Here is a 17592-nt window from a genome sequence, read left to right on the forward strand (position 1 = left end):
TCCATTGTAAAGGATTTTTTTGTTTTGAAATCAATAAAAAATTGAACATTCTTAGTATTTTGAATCATCAGATTTAATTACTGCAATGCTAGTGAGCAGCTTCTTTATTTTTTATTCCAGCACAACCGTTCCTTATGAAAAAAATCGAATCAAGCAAGGACGCTGGATTAAAATATTTTTCATCCCGTCATACTTTTTTGCCATGTGATGCATATTTTTAAAAAATTGTCATTGTCAAAAACTATTTGTGTCGTATCAAAACACCTTCCGATGGCAATTCTATAATTGGGAGGTGACATGCGATGGCACAAGACGTTTTATGTGAAGTAAACAACTGCAAATATTGGGCGGATGGAAATAGATGTTCAGCTGATTCCATTTATGTTGTCAGCCATTCGGGGAAAACCGCCAAAGATCAAAAGGAAACGGATTGCAAAACATTTGAACCGGAAACTTTCTAAATAATGGAGAGGGCCGAATTCCATTTCGGCTCTCTTTTATTATTGATAATGATTTTCAATTTTATTCACGTTAATTGGAAAATAGATTAAAAAATGATCATACATGTTTGTTTAATTCCGAAATCATGGAGGAAAGCTGTTGAACAGCGAATTGAAGGTTGGAACGGTAAATCGATAAAATCATTTCTCCGTAACGATCTCCAGGAACTGCCCACTTTCCATTTAATTCTTTCCAAGTGGTAGCTGATCCGCGCTTCACATAATGAAATCTTGGATCTACAAGCGGCTCATCACCTGGAAGAGGCTTTGTTGTCGCATAAGCAAACAAGTGCTGCAAATGAGCGAGAACTCCTTCTCTTGATGTGGAGAAGCTTGCTCCTCGGACATTCGGGCCTGTCGCTCCAATTCCGGCAAAATTGTTTTGGCTGCGGTCGACAACCCCGGTGAAGCGAAAATAGTTCGTCTCATGAATGGCTTGTGCGTAAGCGATATCACCGCGTATTCCGTATAGTTTGCTTAATTGGATATATAAATCGCCCAGTTGAGGTGCATCTGGATTCGTATTTTTTACGAACTGATCCAACAATGTTCCCGATAAAAGCGGTTCTCCTAAAATAGAAATGTCTTCTGTGGCGGATGCTTGCGGCTCTGATGTAGACAGCAAGCTGGCTAGTTGATTTTGCCTTGGCGGATTTGCTCGCTGCTCTTCGGGAGTTAAAATAAAAGCATCTTTATAGCCCAGCTGCACAAGTTTTGCCAGCTGCTCCTTCGCATTTTCCAAATGTTGAAAAGCCCCTGCTTGAACACGGTAAAAACTTGTGCCGTTAACATTAGCAGGTGAAATAAAACTGTCCACGTTTTTTCCCTTCAGTTCCTTTACGCGTTGTTCTGCATTTTTCCGCTCTTTGAAGGAACCGGCAATCACTTTGTAAAGCGTGTTGTTTGAAACAGGAGCCGACGGTTTTGTCGACGGCTTTTTTGTTGTGCTTGCCTTTCTCTTTAAATTAAGGGCTTTTCCTATTCCTTCCGCCACACTGGCGGCAAAATCACTTATAAAAGCAGAAGAGGTTAACAATTTGATATCGTTAGGATTATCGATAAATAATGTTTCCAAAAGAACCGCGGGCATTTTCGTTTCTCTCAACACAAAAAAATTGGCGCTTTTTTTTCCGCGGTCCTGTACGTTATATTTTGGCCCGATTACGCTCATAATATGATTATGAATGATGGAACGGTATTGAATCGTTTTATTGGATGCACCGCGGTTGTAAATATAGCTTTCAAATCCTGTTCCGTCCCCTGAATTGACATGGATGGAGCAGAAAAAATCGACATTTAGTCTGTTTGCCAAACTCGTTCTTTCTTCTAAACTGACAGTGCGATCGTTCGTTCGTGTCATCACGACATCTACTTGAAAGTTTTCTAGCAAATGGTCTCTGGCTATTAAGGCAATAGTCAGCGTAAAGTCTTCTTCTTCATAGCTTCTAAATGTTGCACCAGGATCACTTCCACCGTGGCCTGGGTCTAAAAGAACGACTGTCACTTATGGATCCTCCTTCGTTCCTAAAATCAATTACCCATCCATTAAAATTTTATTCATTTTTACGGTAATCGGTTCAAATCAACACGGTTGAATTGAAAACCTTATAAAAAGTCCAATATAAAACTTGACATAGCATTTTCACATTTTTTCTACCAGAACGGATTTGAATGATGTATAATTACATTCGTCGACAATTTCATTCAAAAGCAAACAGGTGCGGATACTTTTGTCCGCTTAAAAGGGAAGTTTGGTGAAAATCCAACGCGGTCCCGCCACTGTGAATGGGAGCAACCTGAAAATGCCACTGTGTCTACGGGAAGGTTCAGGGAGCGATGACCATGAGCCAGGAGACCTGCCTGTTTGAACACGCCTAAAAACCCTACGAGGATAGGGAGGTGTTTGAAAACAGAACAAAGCGATATGCTTGTTTTCAGACATCTTCTTATCAAAAAAAGAAGATGTTTTTTTATTGGAGGAGGAACGTCATGAAAAAGTTTTCTGCACTGTTTTTATCGTTATTGCTTTTAATTGGACTTCTAGTTGGCTGCGGACAAACGAATAATACAGAACAAAAAGAAAATAACAGCAACGCGAGCGAACAAACATCCAAATTATTCCCAGTTACAGTGAAGGACGCATTAGGTGAAGATGTAACAATCAAGGAAAAACCGAAGCGTATTGTTTCACTTATTCCAAGCAATACAGAAATTGTTTACACACTAGGGTTAGGCGATCAAATTGTTGGGGTAACAGAATTGGACAACTATCCGGAAGAAGTGAAAAACAAGGAAAAAGTCGGTGATATGAACTTCAACGTGGAAAAAATCATTTCTTTGAAGCCTGATCTTGTTTTGGCGCATGCTTCAAGCGCTGCAAATGCCAAAGAAGGATTAAACCAATTGAAAGAAGCCGGCATTACCGTATTTGTTGTTGAGAATGCAACATCGTTTGAACAAGTGTATCAAACTATTCAGACGATCGGGAAAATTACCGGAACGAAAGAAAAAGCAGATGAAATCGTTCAAAATATGAAAACAAAAGTAAATGAATTAAAAGAAAAAGCGAAAAATATAACAGATGCCGAAAAGCAAAAAGTGTTTGTCGAAATCAGTGCTCCGCCTCAGCTATATACAACAGGAAAAGGAACGTTTATGGATGAAATGCTTGCCATCATCAATGCGGAAAATGCAGCGGGCGATCAGGAAGGATGGCCGCAAATAACGGAAGAGGCGGTAGTGAAATTAAATCCTGATACCATCATCATCACCTATGGAAATTATGTTGAAAACGCAACTGAACAAGTTCTTGACCGCAAGGGATGGGAAAATGTTACAGCCATTAAAGAAAAGCGTGTTTATGAAGTGAATGAAGATTTAGTGAGCCGTCCAGGTCCAAGATTGGTAGAAGGAGTAGAAGAACTTGCAAAAGCGGTTTACCCGGATGTATTCGAATAATAAACACGTGGTCGCCTATATGGTGACCGTTTGTTTTCTTGTTTTTTCTATTTTTCTTGGTGTTTCCATCGGGACGTTTCCAATATCATTTTTTGATATTTTGCAAATGATTGGGGACGCCCTTTTTCACATGGGTGGAAATGGCAGCGTTGATGAAAACACGCAAAATATCGTCATGAGTATCCGTTTGCCGCGCGTTATTTTGGCTGGCCTTGTCGGCGCTTCGCTAGCTCTGGCAGGGGCATCCTTTCAAGGACTTTTGCAAAATCCTTTGGCAGATCCTTATACGCTCGGCGTATCTTCTGGTGCATCATTAGGAGCTGTTTTTGTTCTTTTTTTCGGGATTCACATTCCGTTTTTCGGATTTTTTACATTGCCGGTAGCCAGTATTTTAACCGGATTCATGACGATAATTTTTGTGATTTTTTTCGCAGGAATGATTGATAAAGCGATGAGGATTGAAACGATCGTGTTGACGGGAATCATCATGAGCTCCTTTTTAGGGGCTTTGATTTCTTTTATGATCGCGATGTCCGGTGAGGAATTGAGGCAAATCGTCAACTGGCTTCTAGGCAGCGTATCGATGCGCGGCTGGGTATATGTTATGATGCTTTTGCCTTTTTTCGTCGTCGGCTCTTTATTGATTTTAGCCAACGGAACAGAGCTGAACGCGCTCGCCTTCGGAGAAGAAAAAGCGCATCAATTGGGGGTAAACGTGAAAAAGAGGAAATTATTGATCTTGACATCAGCCTCCATTTTAGCTGGTGCAGCCGTCGCGATAAGCGGAACGATCGGATTTGTAGGGCTTGTCGTTCCTCATTTGAACAGGCTGCTTTGGGGAAATGATTACCGGCATCTTCTTCCCCTATCCGCTTTATTTGGGGCTGGCTTTTTAATTTTAGCAGACTTGGTATCGAGAACAATTATGTCGCCAACCGAACTTCCTATCGGTGTCATTACTGCATTGATTGGTGCTCCAAGCTTCGCGTTTATTTTAATGAAACAACGAATGGAAAGAAGAGGGTAGCAGCATGTTGCAGATCAAAAATATTGCCGGCGGATATCAACGGCGGAATATTATTGAAAATCTTTCTTTTATTGTAGAGAAGGGAGAAATGTTTGGCATTTTAGGACCGAATGGAAGCGGAAAAACGACGCTGTTAAAAATGATCGGCGGACTCATCCCTGTAAGAAGCGGCACAATTGAACTGGAGGGAAAACCGCTTCAAGCTTATTCCGCGAAACAGCTGGCACGTAAAATTGCCTCACTTCCGCAAAACAATACACAAATGTTTGACTATACAGTTTGGGAGACGGTAGCGCTCGGCAGGTATCCGTTTCAGCGCGGATTTTTAAAACGGTTGACGTACGAAGATGAACAAGTAATCCAACAAGTTATGGAATTTACAAACGTAACCAAATTGAAGCATCTATCGATCAAGCATTTAAGCGGGGGTGAGAAACAAAGAGTGTTTTTAGCTCAAGCACTCGCACAAAACCCATCTTTGCTTTTGCTTGATGAACCGACCAATCATCTTGATATTACCTATCAAAAAATGCTGCTTGACCAATTAAAAAAATGGACAAAGTCACATGGATTGACAGTAGTGTCTATTTTTCATGATATTAATTTAGCTAGTCTTTATTGCGACAAAATGCTTCTCTTAAAAAACGGCCAGTCCGTTCTGATTGATGATCCAAATGCGGTATTAAATGAAAAAACAATCCATCATGTATACGACGTTTCAGCGATTAAACAATCCCATCCAGAAATAGCACGCCCCCAAATGATGCTGTCGCCTGAGCATAAGCATGATGAAAAAAAAGTTTTTACGAAAGAGGATGTTATTCAGACAAAGGAGCTTATTTATGTAAAAGCGGCATCTCCGCTTAAAACGCTTTCATCCGCAGTTGTCGGAGGCGGGTTTGGCTGGCATCGTCACTTTGTCAACCGGCATGTACCAACAGACGATCATGTTTCTGGCAGCCAAACGGAGATGATAAATTTTTTGCTGGACAATGGTTTCAGCCCGAATGAAACAATCGGGATGCTGACGAGTTCTCATGTAGAAGACGGGGTTGTGGAAGAATGGGAAGAAGAGGGCATTTCGATAATTATCGTCGTTACAGCTTCTATATCACATGGTGCAGATGCATCCAAAAACATGGAAAAGCACGAACACGTTAGAGCAATCAACACTTGGATGTTCATAAACGGGCATTTATCTGACCAAGCCTTTATCGAGGGCATGGTGACCGCCACAGAAGCGAAAACGAAGGCTCTTTTTGATGAAGGAATCATCGATTCTGCCACCGGTTCGAGCGCAGCTGAAGCTTCAATGGATAGTGTGCTGCTGGCCGCAACACAAACGGGAAGCCTTCATCATCATGCCGGAACGGGCGCTACTCTCGGAAAGTTGATAGCCAAAGGGGTATATGAGAGCACGGTCAAAGCGATTCAAAATAACAAGCAGAGATGGACAATAAATGATTGATCATCCATTGCTCTTCTCTTAACCGCGATGAATAACATGTCCATTTATTTGGCAAAGCAGCCGCTTTTTTAACAGCCCTTGAACAACGTCATAGCGAAGAAAATAAATGACACGGGGCAGTGTGATAGAAATAGATATTCTTATGGTGGCTGTGCCGGCTTATTTTTTCGACCGTTTCCATGAAGATCTATTCCGTTTAAAAATAACCGGCTTCTTGAAGGTTTAAAGGAGTGAAAAAAATTTGTGTTTACATTTATAACGGGCGGCGTAAGAAGTGGAAAAAGTTCATGGGCAGAACGTTACGTATTGAAACAGAGGAAAAAGGGCAGCCGGTTTGTGTACATTGCCACTTCTCAACCTACGGACGAAGAAATGAAACATAGAATTTTCCTTCATCAAAAGAGAAGAGAACAAAGTGATGTCGATTGGCTGACAATAGAACAGCCGACGGATATTGGCAAGCTCAGTAAGACACTCACATCCAATGATCTCGTCTTGCTTGATTGCCTGACAACCCTTTTGACCAACGAGCTGTTTAAAAAGAATGAGGACTGGGTTGAAGATCCGCTTTATCGTCGGTTTGTGTTTGAAAAAATATGGAACGAACTCATGCTGTTCACTAAGTGCGCTCAATTTGTTCTTGTTTCCAATGAAGTCTGCTGGGAAGGGGCTTTGCGGTCAAAGCTTGTGTATCATTATATCCGTCTGCTCGGACATCTTCACCAACGGATAGTCGAGCGTGCAGATTTAGCGATCAGGATGGAATTCGGCGTTCCGATCGCAATGAAAGGAGAACTGGAATGAAATCGCTGAAAATGATGGTTTACGGATTTTTCTTCTCTGTTCAGTTTTTCACGATCATTCCGGTTCGGCGGGAATTTCCGGTTGATGAAAAACGGCTGAAAATTGCGGTACTAAGTTTGCCGGTTCTTGGGCTGCTCATCGGCTGTTTAGGGAGCCTCCTATTATTTTTATTAAAATCGTGGACTCCATTATCTGATGTGGCTGTTACTTTTTTTCTTTTCTTTTATTTTATCGCGATCACCGGAGGAATTCATTTGGACGGCTTTACAGATACGCTGGATGCGTATTTTTCCTATCGAGACAAAGAAAAAAGGCTTGAGATCATGAAAGATCCACGGGTTGGCACGTTTGGCGTTTTGTCTCTTATTTTTCTTCTTTCTTTTCGCTTTTTATTCATCTTTGAAACAACAGCTGGAAATTTGGACATTTTATTTGTAATGCTGATCCCGTTTTTTTCCCGTTTAATCTCCTGTCTGTTAATGATATTAGGACCGGGGATGGCAAAACAAGAAGGATTAGGCTACTTATTTTCTAACGCACTGTCGAAAAAAGACGTCATTGTTTTGATTGTTTATCTTTTATTGCTGTTATTCATTTTTCATCATTATACCCCGTTGTTGCTAATGTTGACCGTTTCCGCTTTTTTTCTGTATTTAGTTTTGAAACGTTTTTTTCTGCGGGCGTTCGGCGGTCTGACAGGAGATGCTATCGGAGCAGCCATTGAAGGAAGTGAAACAGTTTTATGGATGATGCTGTGGTTGTTACACTTATTCGCCATGGATTAACGGAAGCAAATATGCAAAAGCGGTATATTGGTTGGACGGACGAACCGCTCTCTCATGAAGGAAAAAAAGCATTGCAAAGTTTAGCATTTCCTTCCGAACCTGATCTTTTATTTACAAGTGATTTGCGTCGAGCGGCTGAAACTGCCCGGATTATTTATCCGAACAAACCGTATGCAGTATTAAAAGAACTGCGTGAAATAAATTTTGGCGAATGGGAAATGAAATGCTACCAAGAATTGAAAGAGGATGATCGTTACAGAAATTGGCTGCGTGAATTTTGGCGATTTCCTCCCCCAAATGGTGAAGCATATGAGGTGTTTTCGAAAAGAGTTAAAAAGGGATGGGAGAAAATCATTAAGCATTTTTCTTCGAAGGAAGTTGTTCACATTGCTGTTATTACTCATGGCGGAGTGATTCGCGAGCTTCTTTATCGATACAGCTTTAGCCGGAAATCTTATTTGGAATGGCAAATAAAGCACGGCGCATTTTATTGTTTAACAGGAAAACGATCAGATGTAAGGAGAGGAAAAAGATGCATGTGGTTGTCGGGGGAGCCTTCAACGGGAAAAGAAAATGGGTGAAAAAATTTTATGCCTTGGACGATACCGCCTCCTATCAATGGTTTTGCGGATATGATGAACAGATACATATTGCTGATCTTTTCCATACAAAACAATTTGAAAAAATAACAATCATCGAAGGAATCGAACAGTATATCTTTCAGATTATGAATCAATTTGCAGAATGGCGGAACTATTGGGATATGATGGTCGAGGCATGGCGTGGATGGGAAAAAGAAGGGAAGGGGACAATCGTCGTCATCGGCAATGATATAACAAAAGGAATTGTACCGGTTGACCAACAAGAAAGACTTTGGAGAGATGCATGCGGTTTTTGCTTTCAAGATTTAGTCAAAAAAGCTGATCGCTTTGACATTATCTGGTACGGATTGAACGAAAGGCTGAAGTAAAACCGCTCTGAACGCGCCATCCTGAATTTAGTAGTGAAAGTTCTTTGAACATATATTTTTTAGGAAAAGCATACGTTTTCGCTTATCATCTTACTGCTTCAACTTCACGTGACCGTTAGATCGCACATCTTTAATTCAAAAAAAGGAGATTTTTTATCATGCGGGATGTGATTTTTCTGCCTAATGTCAGCGATGAGTATCTTGTCATTGCGGCTGATAATTCTGCTGGGGTGGGGGAAAAAGATTTCGATGTCGTACAGGTCGATTACGAGACCGTTGCATATTTTGGATTGCGTGTTGCTTTATCAGAATGTTTAGCAGTAGGCGCAACACCGATTGCGCTTGTAATCCAAAATTTTATCGGTGATGAAGAATGGGATCGGTTAAAAAAAGGCTGCTGCAAAATTTTTTCAGAATGTGACATGGAGCCGATCCCGATAACGGGCAGTACAGAAAGCAATTTTTCTATGGTTCAATCCGCAGTTGGAATTATCGTCATCGGGAAAGTGAAAAAAGATGAAATGAAGATAAAAAGAACGACCAAAGATGCAAAATTTGCTTGCATTGGCAGACCGCTTGTAGGGGAAGAGGTCATCAAGAATAAGGAGGAAATCGCTCCGCTTTCCCTTATTCAGAAACTTTTAGACCATAAATCTGTGTATGAAATCGTTCCCGTCGGCTCCAAAGGAATTCAATTCGAATGGAATGAATTATGTCAAGAAAATGGACTCAATCACTCAATGATTGTTTCAAAAAAAATTGATATAAAAAAATCAGCTGGACCTGCGACATGTTTTTTGCTCTCTTATGATCCAGCAGGGGAAAAGGACATTGCAGCCATTGCAGGCAGGCATTTTTATCGTTTGTATACAGGTGATTAAAAACATACTAAGATAAGTAGCACAGACCATGGCCATGGTCTGTGCTACTATTTTTTATAGTAGAAGTGGAGAATAGGTCGTGACAGCCCCAGGACCTTGAGTTCGTAATGAAAAAACTGGCCTACTTCACTGCCCTTATAAGAATCAGTTTCAGTATGTTGGATCTTTGAGATCGTGTATAAGAAAAGGGAATCGATAAGGTGAAGTGAAGACTTCTACATAAAAATCAGGAGGAATGTATATGCAAAGCGTCATTGCTTTTGATGTCAGTATGGGAAAAAGTTATATGGTGATTTATATCGCTGCACGTTCTTGTATTTGTGAGGGGGAAATTTTGCATAATCGCCCCCATTTTGAACAGCTAAATAAACGAATCATCGATTTAGTACAAAAAGATGGACAAGTTCCAGCCATTGTATTTGAAGCAACAGGCGTGTATTCCCATTAGAGCGCTTTATGAATGATCACGGTTTTCCGTACTGTCTGTTAAATCCCCTTGAATCAAAGATTCAAACGGCTACTATGCGCATTCATAAAACCGATAAAAGTGATGCCCACAACCGAACGGCGCATAAAAAAACCGCAGGACCACTACTTCGACCAAATGCGTGCGCTTTCCCGATACTATCATGAATTAGACGAAGAACGAGCGATGCTTCGAAGTAGAATGCACACTTTACTACAACTGACTTTCCCAGAAATGGAATCGCTGTTCACACAAAAATCCATAAGCACTGTACGAATGCCATACGCTTCTACTTGTTTAGCTTTGTTTTCCCAGTCATATACAGTCTTACCTAAAAAATCATTTGATGTTTCTAACGAAGCTTCCGTATATACATCATTTATTGATGGTGGATAAATACCGATTGCACTTGCATTGATAAATATGGTTGGTTTTTTAGGCAATAGTGAGATTATTCGTATTAACTCATCTGTTGCTACCAGACGACTGTTATAAATTTTTTTCTTATGGTTCGTATTCCATCTTCCATCGTTTATTGAAACCCCTGCTAAATTAATAAATACATTGGCATCTCTTATTTCATTTTCAGGAGAAATCCCTTCTTCAAGCCATTGTATATAATAAACATTCCCTGAAGTTTTTTTGCCTTCCTAGTTAAGATAATAATTTTATGTCCTTCATTAAGAAGGAGCTCAGTCAATTTCTGTCCGATAAATCCTGAACCACCAGCAATAACGATCTTCATTTTATCCCTCCCTCTATAAATGTTCTTTTTAAAATTATTTAAATAATTTAAAGTAAAAAAATCTAATTCTCTTACTTTTTATGGAAATATTTAAATCTTATTATAGCCTGTTTCCTTAATCACCAAAATTTTAAGACAAATATATGGTATTATTAGGATAAAAATAAAAATTATTTACTTTAAAGAGGTAAAATCATGGTATTAGAGATCATTCCCATTTTATCCGTATTATTGATTGGATTTGCCACTTTTTTTATCCTGAGTGGAAGAAAGAAAAGAAAAGATTCGCTTCCTTTGTTATTTCTTATTTTAAATGGGGTATTGCTTGTAGCAATGCTAACCTTTTTTGTTAACTACCTTTGGAACACCAATATCTTTTCTAATACTCCAGCTTGGTTTTTCTGGTCTTTAATCATTCTAGGTCTTGTAATCGAGATATTCTGTCTATACAAAAAATATGTTCCTGGTCAGATCATTGCTTCTGCAACTCATTTATTCGTCGTGTTTCCAACAATCTTTTCAATTGGAATCATCTTGTTACTATTAGCTGTAATTGAGTTAATCATAGCAATTATCAATCTAAAAAAAAGAAACTATGGATTAGCAAGTTGAATGGAAATAAATAACAATCATCTTTAGATTTCATAAATAAAATAATAAAAAATCGCCCTGTCACCGTGACATTGATATTAACAAGGCGATTTTTTTACCTGACAAGAGGTTAATTTTCTTAAATTAGAGCAGTACTATAACTTAACCAACTCGAACATCCACCACTTGCATAGGTTGAAACATTACCGGATGCACTTCCATTGTAATAAACAGTTATGTTATTCGTATTGTAATATACATAGGTAGCCGGTTGACCTACGCAAAATGCACTATTACGCATAGTTGATTTGGTTTTTGCCTGTGCATTTCTGCCACCAACAAAAGCATGTGAAAGATTGTGGCTGCTTTCACTCCATCCAGTTTCTGTAAGCCATTCTCTTCTATCTCTTGCAGTGCAGGAAGTTACGGAACTACCATTATAATTAAATGCCATCTCGGTTTCTACTTTATTAACTTGAAGATTAATAGGATCGACCCATTTTTCAAAAGATTCGAATTGTCCTTTAAATTCAGGAACTCTCGCTTCCATTTTGCCGAGCTGATCCACTTGTTTTTCAAAGTCCGTTCTTCCAGAAACGCCTTCATTCTCCATGTAGAATTTATAACGGTCACGGGCAGCAACGGCATCTTCATACTCTTGTTTGATGGACTTTGAGAAAAGCATCTTCCCTTTTAGGAACGGGTTATGCTCATATTTCTCGACAATGGCTTGCTGCTTTTCGTAATCACTTAGATAACCTTCTGCGCGCTCTAAACGTGACCGGTTCTGATCCACACGGTGAATTTCCCCTTGTAGAATGAATATCAAATATTAATCAGTATTCCTGGTATAGGGAAAAATACAGCCGTTCGTTTGATTGGAGAAATAGGCGACATGACACGCTTCGAAAATCATAAGCAACTCAATGCCTATGCAGGAATGTGATATAAGGCGTTTTCAATCAGGCACATTGTTTTACAAAGATAAAATCAATAAGCGTGGCAACAGTCATCTGCGCAAAATCCTTTATTTTACGATTCAAAATATGATCCAAAAGCGACGCTTTGGACACAATCATTTTGTAGAATACTACGACAAATTAAAAACGCAACCCTATAACAAATGTCATAAAGTTGCGTCCATCGCATGTGTGAATAAGTTATTGAAGTGCCTCTTCCACCTTATTACACACAATTTAACGTACAATTACGAAATCGCTTCAGTATCTTCGTAATTGTATAGGAAAAGTATAACATATTTGATCTAGCGAAAAAAAGCAAAAATCGTTAGGTCTATTTGGCATGCGAAAATCTTTTTTTGGCGGAGGGGGTACCCCTTCCGCCAAAAAAAGATTCATTATCTCAAATAACTATTGATAAACCTCTTGACTAATCGTAAGAAGGGGCTGTCTTAGAAAGTCAAATCGCCATTGAAAACAAAAAATCATAAACACCGATATATCAACGTTTCTAAAATATTAATGGGGGCGTCTATAAGCCGTAAAAACGACTTATTAGACCCCCCCTCAAAGCAGATTATCGTTGATCAACGGTTTCGTTTTCATAACCATTGACAATAAGGTCTAGTTTTCCAGTATTAGGATCAATAACGAGTCCGTGTACCGGAATATTTTTCGGCATGAGCGGATGGTTTTTAATGATCTCAACGCTTTTTGCGACACTGTCCTCTACCTTGTCAAACCCTTTAAACCATGTTTTCAGTTCGATGCCTGCATTTTCTAATGTTTTAATTGTGTTTTCATCTACGCCGCGTTCTTTCAGCTTGGCAATTAGCTCTTCTGGATTTATTGACGACATGCCGCATTGATGATGGCCGATAACCATTACTTCATCTGCTTGAAGTTCATAGACGGCCACTAAAATGGAACGCATTGTTGAACCGAAAGGGTGTGTCAACACGGCACCTGCATTTTTTACCATTTTGACATCCCCATTTTTAATGTTCAAAGCTTTTGGCAGTAATTCAACAAGCCTTGTGTCCATGCAAGTGAAAATGACAAGATGTTTATTGGGAATGTTAGATGTTTCATATGGTATATACTCTTTATTTTTAACAAAATTTTCGTTGAAGGATAAAATATCGTTTAATACACTCATGTTTTCAACCCTTTCTTTTTATTGACTAAAGTATAAAATTTTTTTATGTTTGGCAAGTCAGAATTCGGCTGTCTAGCCGTTTTTCAGAGATTTCTGGCATTTAACTATAAAGACGAGCCGAGGTCCTTGACATTTATTATACATGATTTGCAGGAGTTTAACGATTTTCTCTATACGAAAACGTTGACTACATAGTTTTTATTTAGTACATTAAAAATAATTTAATGATTAGGAGTGACTACATGATGGAAAATTTAGGGCTAGATTAGGAGGTCTTTTGCCACAATGAAATCTGCATACTCTCCTGCCTCTGAACATCCATCTTTGAAGTTTGGAAACGAACAAATGAATGGGAAATGGAAAACATAAGAAATTTTCTTAAAAAAATAAAACAGTATTGTCAAAAATGAAAGGCTGGCTGTTCATAAAAAAGACAAATTCTAAACTTTCCAGCTGATCAATGGAAGCAATCAATGCAAGAAATTCATTGTAAATTGGCTGGTTAAGACGTAAGTAAAGAATATCATTTTGCTTATATGGAAAATTTTTCATAATAATGAAAATGATTCATAAACAGCTAAAACAGCGTGAGTTTTACTTTGTTGCGCACAAAAACGTGATGAAAAAGTTGTCAAAACAAAGTGTCAAACTCGTAAAGGTGCTTCTGTTCATTTTTCATTTATCATATAATTTTTCTATAGAAAAGAATAATAAGAACAGAAAATAGGAGGTGTATTCCTTACTGATTTTAACCAGTAAGGAGAATATTTGGAAATATTGAATTTAGTGCTTGTGGCGCTTTTAATTGCTCTTACAGCATTTTTTGTTGCTTCTGAATTCGCAATCGTGAAAGTCCGTACTTCTAGAATTGATCAGCTGGTGATGGAAGGAAATAAAAAAGCGATTGCAGCTAAAAAGGTGATCGCTAATTTAGATGAATATTTATCAGCTTGTCAGCTAGGGATTACGATTACTGCATTAGGATTAGGCTGGATTGGCGAACCGACGGTCGAACATTTATTGCATCCAGTTTTTGAATACTTCAACCTGCCTGAATCGGTAACAGCCTTATTATCCTTTGTTGTAGCGTTTTCAGTAGTTACATTTTTGCATGTAGTTGTTGGGGAATTAGCGCCAAAAACTTTCGCGATTCAAATGGCGGAAAAAATTACATTAAGGTTTGCCCGCCCGCTCATTCTTTTTGACAAAATCATGAAACCGTTTATCAAAACGTTAAATGGATCCGCTCGATTGCTGACAGGATTATTTGGATTACAACCAGCTAAGGAGCATGACATTGCCCACTCAGAGGAGGAGCTTCGCATTATTTTGTCCGAAAGCTATAAGAGCGGTGAAATAAACCAATCTGAATATAAATATGTCAACAATATTTTTGAGTTTGACAATCGAATTGCTAAAGAAATCATGGTTCCAAGAACAGAAATTGTCGCTTTTGATAAAGACATGAAATTAAAAGATTGCATTCCCATTGTGATGGAGGAGCATTACACGCGCTATCCCGTATTTAATGGCGATAAAGACAATATGATCGGAATTGTGAACATGAAAGAAGTACTCGCCGATTATGTCAAAGGAATTGATGAAGAGAAAACTGTCAGCGAATATGTTCGGCCAGTCATTCATGTTATTGAAACGATCCCTATCCATGATCTGTTAGTCAAAATGCAAATGGAACGCATCCATATGGCCATTTTGATTGATGAATATGGCGGTACAGCAGGTTTAGTAACAGTCGAAGATATTTTGGAAGAAATCGTTGGGGAAATTCGCGATGAATTTGATGCTGATGAAGTACCGCAAATTAAGAAAATTAATGATTCCAAAACAGTTGTGGATGGAAAAGTTTTGATAGAGGAAGTAAATGATATTTTTGGTCTCCAGATTAAAGAAACCGATGTTGACACGATCGGCGGATGGATTTTGACACAGAAAATGGATGCGAAAGTTGGAGATGAAATTGATTTTGATCAATATTCATTTAAAATTTTAGACATGGATGGGTTTCATGTCAAAACAGTTGAAATTGCTGAAAGAAAGTAATGTAAAATAACTTAGATGTGTACCGATCTTCTCTTATATAAAGGAGGAGGTCGGTTTTTTGCATTCGAATGGCTCATCAATTTTATGATAAAACGCAAGAAAAATTTCATGATCAATTACAGGAACGCTTGCTCGATTGTGTACGAGTTTGGGCAATTTGGAATCTTTCCTCATTGCCGTCTATATATACGGATGGCATTCCTGCTAATGAATAGGGATAAGGAGCTCGAATATCATAATTAAAGGGTGTATAAAAAGTGAATCTTATCTGCCAAAGCATAAAAAGCGGTAAAGCATCACAACTTTATTTGTTTACATGTATTCGGAAAGGGTATTGTATTGTAAAATTTTTTTGACATGGTTCAATGCTATAATGGAAAAAAAGCTTGCAACAATGATGTATAAAAGAGATAATAAGATTTATAAAATTTTAAAATTTTGCTAGATTATTGGTAGGGGTTGTAGTAAATATGAAAGTTGTAAAATTTGGTGGAACGTCCGTTGCATCAGGACAACAAATTAAAAAAGTGTTCGACATCGTCACATCTGATCCGAAAAGAAAAATTGTCGTTGTTTCGGCTCCTGGCAAAAGATTTAAAGAAGATGTGAAAGTGACCGACTTATTAATAAAGTGCGGGGAAGAATATTTGAACAATGGCAGCGTAAAGGAAACATATGAAGCTGTTGTGAACAGATATGTTGAAATTGCTAAAGAATTAGGATTATCTAATGATATTATTGATCGAATTTCTGCTGATTTGCAAGAAATTTTACATGGGGACAAATCAAATCCTGCCCGTTTTATGGATGCGGTGAAGGCCAGCGGTGAAGATAATAATGCAAAACTGATCACTGCGTATTTTCAATCGCGCGGAGTTGAAGCCCATTATGTGAATCCTAAAGAAGCAGGGCTTATTGTGAGCGATGAACCAGGCAATGCACAAGTGCTTCCGGAAGCCTATGAAAATTTAAAAAAGCTTCGTGATCGCTCAGGAATTCTGATTTTTCCTGGATTTTTCGGCTATTCAAAAGACGGAAAGCTCGTCACCTTTTCACGTGGCGGTTCCGATATAACCGGTTCTATTTTGGCCAACGGGGTCGGAGCGGAAATATATGAAAACTTTACGGACGTAGATGCGGTCTATTCTGTAAATCCAAATTTTGTTGAAAATCCAAAAGAAATTCGGGAGCTTACATATAAAGAAATGCGTGAGTTATCTTACGCTGGCTTTGCAGTATTTCATGACGAAGCACTTATTCCGGCATTCCGTGCAGGAATCCCGGTAAATATTAAAAACACCAATAATCCATCGGCTCCTGGTACAAAAATTGTACATGAACGAACAGATTCTAACGGCCCTGTCGTAGGTATCGCTAGTGATACCGGTTTTTGCAGCATTTATGTCAATAAATATTTAATGAACAGAGAAATCGGTTTTGGCCGAAGATTGTTGCAAATTTTAGAAGATTTTGGGCTGTCATATGAACATACACCTTCTGGAATTGATGACATTTCTGTCATTTTGCGCCAGGACCAGTTTGATTCGGAAACAGAACGGAAAGTTGTAGAGCGGATCAAAAAGGAACTGGAAGTCGATAATATAGAAGTTGCTTATGATTTAGCGGTAATCATGATTGTTGGCGAAGGAATGCGGAAAAATGTCGGAACGATGGCCAGAGCTGCAACAGCGCTTGCAAACAGCGGTGTGAACCTTGAAATGATCAATCAAGGGTCATCAGAAGTGAGCATGATGTTTGGCGTAAAAGGAACGGATGAAAAGAAAGCTGTAAAAGCGTTATATGAAGAGTTTTTTGGGACTAAATAACTTAATCAAAATTGTCCACGCCTGCAGACAAAATGTATTTTCTGTCTGCAGGCTGTTTTTTTTGTTGGAACAGGTAAGACATTTATGGAGATCCGGGACTTTTTTTCTGATGAATGAGTGGCTTTTTCTTTGAAAATAGCAAGTTCATTCTCCATTTCAAAAACGAGCGATTTTACTTTTTGCTTTCTAAAAGGGCAGTCTATTTATTGAAAAACATATGGCGGCTTTACATATGCGGTTTCAGATGGATTAAAAAAGATTTTGCAGAAAAAGTTATGGTTGACATTCTTAAACGGTCGTATGCCTCTTAAAAAGCTAGTCGTCTGAAGCATTGATGATGAAACTAGGTCGATTTTACTATTCTTTAAAAATGATGAATTTTGCACCGATAT

The 17592-nt window shown here is 38.6% G+C and carries 17 protein-coding genes, 1 pseudogene and 1 riboswitch; of the genes and pseudogenes, 14 read left to right on the forward strand and 4 right to left on the reverse strand.

Annotated features, from left to right (window positions below):
• Window positions 1–302: 302 nt before the first annotated feature.
• Window positions 303–461: a DUF1540 domain-containing protein gene (locus FB379_RS16785; protein WP_065095535.1), complete on the forward strand. Its 159-nt coding sequence runs from the start codon at window positions 303–305 to the stop codon at window positions 459–461.
• Window positions 462–558: 97 nt separating this feature from the next.
• Here FB379_RS16785 and FB379_RS16790 read toward each other — a convergent pair whose 3' ends face one another.
• Window positions 559–2004, reverse strand: coding sequence for an N-acetylmuramoyl-L-alanine amidase (locus tag FB379_RS16790; protein ID WP_144598459.1), 1446 nt, complete (start codon window positions 2002–2004; stop codon window positions 559–561).
• A gap of 195 nt (window positions 2005–2199) precedes the next feature.
• Window positions 2200–2378, forward strand: a riboswitch (cobalamin riboswitch).
• Window positions 2379–2489: 111 nt separating this feature from the next.
• Here FB379_RS16790 and FB379_RS16795 point away from each other — a divergent pair.
• The 9 genes from FB379_RS16795 (at window position 2490) to FB379_RS16835 (ending at window position 9841) form a co-directional block, all read left to right on the forward strand.
• Window positions 2490–3458, forward strand: a complete 969-nt coding sequence (locus FB379_RS16795; protein ID WP_144598460.1) for an ABC transporter substrate-binding protein — start codon at window positions 2490–2492, stop codon at window positions 3456–3458.
• Window positions 3424–4485 (forward strand): FecCD family ABC transporter permease, encoded by a 1062-nt coding sequence (locus tag FB379_RS16800; protein WP_144598461.1) that lies wholly within the window; start codon window positions 3424–3426, stop codon window positions 4483–4485. Before FB379_RS16795 ends, FB379_RS16800 begins: the two co-directional genes overlap by 35 nt.
• A 4-nt stretch (window positions 4486–4489) precedes the next feature.
• Window positions 4490–5953: an adenosylcobinamide amidohydrolase gene (locus FB379_RS16805; protein ID WP_144598462.1), complete on the forward strand. Its 1464-nt coding sequence runs from the start codon at window positions 4490–4492 to the stop codon at window positions 5951–5953.
• 243 nt (window positions 5954–6196) lie between these two features.
• On the forward strand, window positions 6197–6757 hold the full coding sequence (locus FB379_RS16810; RefSeq protein WP_144598463.1) for a bifunctional adenosylcobinamide kinase/adenosylcobinamide-phosphate guanylyltransferase: 561 nt from the start codon (window positions 6197–6199) through the stop codon (window positions 6755–6757).
• Window positions 6754–7542: an adenosylcobinamide-GDP ribazoletransferase gene (gene cobS / locus FB379_RS16815; RefSeq protein WP_144598464.1), complete on the forward strand. Its 789-nt coding sequence runs from the start codon at window positions 6754–6756 to the stop codon at window positions 7540–7542. The genes FB379_RS16810 and cobS overlap by 4 nt, the downstream gene beginning before the upstream one ends.
• Window positions 7500–8123 carry a histidine phosphatase family protein gene (locus tag FB379_RS16820; protein ID WP_144598465.1) on the forward strand — a complete coding sequence of 208 codons (624 nt, stop codon included), beginning with the start codon at window positions 7500–7502 and terminating at the stop codon, window positions 8121–8123. The genes cobS and FB379_RS16820 overlap by 43 nt, the downstream gene beginning before the upstream one ends.
• Window positions 8075–8512 carry a bifunctional adenosylcobinamide kinase/adenosylcobinamide-phosphate guanylyltransferase gene (locus FB379_RS16825; protein ID WP_158640215.1) on the forward strand — a complete coding sequence of 146 codons (438 nt, stop codon included), beginning with the start codon at window positions 8075–8077 and terminating at the stop codon, window positions 8510–8512. Before FB379_RS16820 ends, FB379_RS16825 begins: the two co-directional genes overlap by 49 nt.
• A 158-nt stretch (window positions 8513–8670) precedes the next feature.
• Complete coding sequence (locus FB379_RS16830) at window positions 8671–9393, forward strand: AIR synthase related protein (RefSeq protein ID WP_144598467.1); 723 nt, start codon at window positions 8671–8673, stop codon at window positions 9391–9393.
• A gap of 241 nt (window positions 9394–9634) precedes the next feature.
• Complete coding sequence (locus FB379_RS16835) at window positions 9635–9841, forward strand: transposase (protein ID WP_144598468.1); 207 nt, start codon at window positions 9635–9637, stop codon at window positions 9839–9841.
• A 592-nt stretch (window positions 9842–10433) separates the two neighbouring features.
• On the opposite strand, the gene FB379_RS18855 is transcribed toward FB379_RS16835, so the two are convergent.
• On the reverse strand, window positions 10434–10604 hold the full coding sequence (locus FB379_RS18855; RefSeq protein WP_242009362.1) for an NAD-dependent epimerase/dehydratase family protein: 171 nt from the start codon (window positions 10602–10604) through the stop codon (window positions 10434–10436).
• 195 nt (window positions 10605–10799) lie between these two features.
• Between FB379_RS18855 and FB379_RS16845 the strand changes: the two genes are divergently transcribed.
• Window positions 10800–11216, forward strand: a complete 417-nt coding sequence (locus tag FB379_RS16845; RefSeq protein ID WP_144598469.1) for a hypothetical protein — start codon at window positions 10800–10802, stop codon at window positions 11214–11216.
• A gap of 118 nt (window positions 11217–11334) precedes the next feature.
• On the opposite strand, the gene FB379_RS16850 is transcribed toward FB379_RS16845, so the two are convergent.
• Window positions 11335–11991 (reverse strand): hypothetical protein, encoded by a 657-nt coding sequence (locus FB379_RS16850; protein ID WP_144598470.1) that lies wholly within the window; start codon window positions 11989–11991, stop codon window positions 11335–11337.
• A gap of 24 nt (window positions 11992–12015) precedes the next feature.
• Between FB379_RS16850 and FB379_RS16855 the strand changes: the two are divergent.
• Window positions 12016–12430, forward strand: a pseudogene (locus tag FB379_RS16855) (transposase); the annotation flags it as partial.
• A 301-nt stretch (window positions 12431–12731) separates the two neighbouring features.
• Here the strand turns inward: FB379_RS16855 and FB379_RS16860 are convergent.
• A complete protein-coding gene (locus tag FB379_RS16860; RefSeq protein ID WP_066250848.1) occupies window positions 12732–13313 on the reverse strand; it encodes a beta-class carbonic anhydrase in 582 nt (193 codons plus the stop codon).
• 768 nt (window positions 13314–14081) lie between these two features.
• On the opposite strand from FB379_RS16860, the gene FB379_RS16865 reads away from it, so the two are divergent.
• Both FB379_RS16865 and FB379_RS16870 read left to right on the forward strand, forming a co-directional pair.
• On the forward strand, window positions 14082–15374 hold the full coding sequence (locus tag FB379_RS16865) for a hemolysin family protein (protein WP_144598471.1): 1293 nt from the start codon (window positions 14082–14084) through the stop codon (window positions 15372–15374).
• 470 nt (window positions 15375–15844) lie between these two features.
• The gene (locus tag FB379_RS16870; protein WP_066250843.1) at window positions 15845–17200 is read left to right on the forward strand and encodes an aspartate kinase; all 1356 of its coding nucleotides are present in this window, start codon (window positions 15845–15847) and stop codon (window positions 17198–17200) included.
• Window positions 17201–17592 lie beyond the last annotated feature (392 nt).

The organism is Aeribacillus composti (genome assembly GCF_007827555.1).
In the GTDB taxonomy this organism is placed as follows: domain Bacteria; phylum Bacillota; class Bacilli; order Bacillales; family Aeribacillaceae; genus Aeribacillus; species Aeribacillus composti.

What these genes read in the sequence shown, in the direction of transcription:
- FB379_RS18855 (WP_242009362.1), bottom strand. Translation starts at nt 10,604, where the DNA reads ATGAAGATCGTTATTGCTGGTGGTTCAGGATTTATCGGACAGAAATTG.
- FB379_RS16820 (WP_144598465.1), top strand. Translation starts at nt 7,500, where the DNA reads ATGGATGATGCTGTGGTTGTTACACTTATTCGCCATGGATTAACGGAA.
- FB379_RS16825 (WP_158640215.1), top strand. Translation starts at nt 8,075, where the DNA reads ATGCATGTGGTTGTCGGGGGAGCCTTCAACGGGAAAAGAAAATGGGTG.
- FB379_RS16870 (WP_066250843.1), top strand. Translation starts at nt 15,845, where the DNA reads ATGAAAGTTGTAAAATTTGGTGGAACGTCCGTTGCATCAGGACAACAA.
- FB379_RS16795 (WP_144598460.1), top strand. Translation starts at nt 2,490, where the DNA reads ATGAAAAAGTTTTCTGCACTGTTTTTATCGTTATTGCTTTTAATTGGA.
- FB379_RS16805 (WP_144598462.1), top strand. Translation starts at nt 4,490, where the DNA reads ATGTTGCAGATCAAAAATATTGCCGGCGGATATCAACGGCGGAATATT.
- FB379_RS16860 (WP_066250848.1), bottom strand. Translation starts at nt 13,313, where the DNA reads ATGAGTGTATTAAACGATATTTTATCCTTCAACGAAAATTTTGTTAAA.
- FB379_RS16830 (WP_144598467.1), top strand. Translation starts at nt 8,671, where the DNA reads ATGCGGGATGTGATTTTTCTGCCTAATGTCAGCGATGAGTATCTTGTC.
- FB379_RS16785 (WP_065095535.1), top strand. Translation starts at nt 303, where the DNA reads ATGGCACAAGACGTTTTATGTGAAGTAAACAACTGCAAATATTGGGCG.
- FB379_RS16835 (WP_144598468.1), top strand. Translation starts at nt 9,635, where the DNA reads ATGCAAAGCGTCATTGCTTTTGATGTCAGTATGGGAAAAAGTTATATG.
- FB379_RS16845 (WP_144598469.1), top strand. Translation starts at nt 10,800, where the DNA reads ATGGTATTAGAGATCATTCCCATTTTATCCGTATTATTGATTGGATTT.
- cobS (WP_144598464.1), top strand. Translation starts at nt 6,754, where the DNA reads ATGAAATCGCTGAAAATGATGGTTTACGGATTTTTCTTCTCTGTTCAG.